The sequence below is a fragment of the Streptomyces malaysiense genome (assembly GCF_000980885.2).
Lineage (GTDB): Bacteria > Actinomycetota > Actinomycetes > Streptomycetales > Streptomycetaceae > Streptomyces > Streptomyces malaysiense.
In genome coordinates, this window is sequence record NZ_LBDA02000175.1 from 1 (window position 1) to 2,369 (window position 2,369).

General features: G+C 70.6%; 1 protein-coding gene. It reads left to right on the forward strand.

Going from position 1 to position 2,369, the window contains the following annotated elements; translation table 11 throughout:
- A partial coding sequence (locus tag VT52_RS34720; protein WP_143070984.1) for a non-ribosomal peptide synthetase occupies nucleotides 1-2,369 on the forward strand: 2,369 nt, incomplete at both ends.

Here is a 2,369-nt window from a genome sequence, read left to right on the forward strand (position 1 = left end):
GCGGCCGAGACCCTCGCCGGTCTGATGCGGCGGGTCCAGCAGGAGCAGGCCGCGCTGCTCGCCCACCACCACCTGGGACTCACCGAGATCCAGCAACTGGCGGGCACCGGCCAGCTCTTCGACACCCTCACCATCTACGAGAACTACCCCCGCATCAGCGCGGCGAACGAAGACGCCACCGACCTCGGTCTCTCCATCAGCAGTGCCGTCGACGCGACCCACTATCCGCTGGCCCTCGCGGTGATCCCCACGGGCGACGACGGGATGCGACTGCGCCTGGACTACCAGCCCACCGCCTTCGACGCGACGCGGGCCGGCCAGATCCTGGCCCGTTACCAGCACATCCTGCGTGGTCTGACCACAAACGCCGATCGGGGCCTCGCCCAGCTCGACACCCTGCTGCCGGGCGAGCACGAGACACTCGACGACTGGAACGGCATCCACAACCCCACGCTGCTCAGCAGCACCCTCCCCGACCTGTTCGCCGCGCAAGCCGCCCTGACCCCGCACGCACCGGCCTTGATCAGCGAAGACGCTCGGCTGACCTATGCGGAGCTGGACGCGCGGGCCAATCGGCTCGCCCGCCACCTGATCTCCCAGGGCATCGGTCCCGAGCAGTTCGTGGCCCTCTACCTGCCCCGCACCGCGGACCTGGTCGTCGCCCTGCTGGCGATCACCAAGTCCGGTGCCGCCTACGTCGGCCTCGACCCGGCCTACCCTTCCGAGCGCGGCGCGTTCATGCTCGCGGACTCGCGACCGAGCCTCGTCGTGACGGCTTCCGAGGTGGCGGCCACCCTGCCGCCCACCGGCATCCCGACGATCGTCGTCGACGACCCCGGCACCCGGCAGGCCGTCGCCGCCCTCTCCGCCCGCCCCATCGCGGACGAGGAGCGCACGAGCCCCCTCACGCCCGACCGGCCGGCCTACGTGTTCTACACCTCGGGCTCCACCGGCCGGCCCAAGGGCGTCGTCGGCACCCACATCGGAATGGTCAACCGGCTCGACTGCGCTCAACGGCAGTTCCCCTGGAAGCACGGTGACGTCGGCTGCGCCAAGGCGTCACTTGCCTTCGGGGAGTCGACCAGCGAGATCTTCGGCCCCCTCCTGCACGGAGCGGCCGTCGCCCTCGCCAACCACGACCAGATGCGCACGGGTCACGCGTTGGCCGCACTGGTCGAAGAGCACGGCATCACCCGTGTCACCCTCGTACCCAGCCTGCTGAACACACTCCTCGAAGAGGAGCTGCTCGGCCCCCGGGCGGGCGAGGCGATGTGGACCAGCAGCGGCGAGGCCCTCTCTCCCGCCACCGCACGCCGATTCCTCGGGGCCTTCCCCGAAGGCCGCCTCCTCAACTCGTACGGATTCTCCGAGGCCAGCGCGGACAGCGTCTGGACGCCGATCAGCTCCTCCGACCTGGAGCAGGGCGCCCTCCCCATCGGCTGCCCCCTGCCGAACACGCAGGTGTACGTGCTCGACTCCGCCCTGCGCAGGGTTCCGCCCGGCGCCGTCGGCGAACTGTACGTCGCCGGGATCGGTCTGGCACGCGGATACGTCAACCAGCCCGCGCTCAGCGCCGAACGCTTCGTGGCGAGTCCTTTCGCGGTGGGGGAGCGTCTCTACCGCACCGGTGACCTGGCGCGGTGGGGTGCGGACGGGAGGCTTTCGTACGCGGGCCGGGCCGACGACCAGGTCAAGGTCCGCGGTATCCGGATCGAGCTGGGCGAGGTGCAGGCCGCCCTCGCCGCCCACCCGGACGTGGCGCAAGCCGTCGTCATCGCCCGCGACGACGCCACCCGAGGCTCCCAGCTGGTCGGTTACGTGGTGCTCGGTTCGTCCGGTGCCGTGGTCGACGGTGGGGTGTTGCGGGGGTTCGTGGCGGGGCGGTTGCCGGAGTTCATGGTGCCGTCGGTGGTGGTGGTGCTGGATGAGCTGCCGTTGAACGCGAACGGGAAGCTGGACCGGGGTGCGCTGCCGGTGCCGGTGTTCTCGGGTGGGGTGTACCGGGCGCCGAGGTCGGTGCGGGAGGAGGTGTTGTGTGGTCTGTTCGGGCAGTTGCTGGGTGTCGATGTGGTGGGTGTGGATGACTCGTTCTTCGATCTGGGGGGTCATTCGCTGCTGGCGACGCGGTTGGTGTCGCGGGTGCGGTCGGTGTTCGGTGTGGAGTTGTCGGTGCGTGCGGTGTTCGACGCGCCGACGGTGGCCGAGCTGGCCTTGTGTCTGGACGGTGTGCGGGTCGAGCGGCCGGTGCTGCGTCCTCGGGAGGGGAGTGGTCCGGTCGGGCTGGCGTACGCGCAGCAGCGGCTGTGGTTCCTGGACCAGTTCGAGGGGGCCGGCGCGGCGTACAACATGCCCTACGCCGTCCGCCTCAC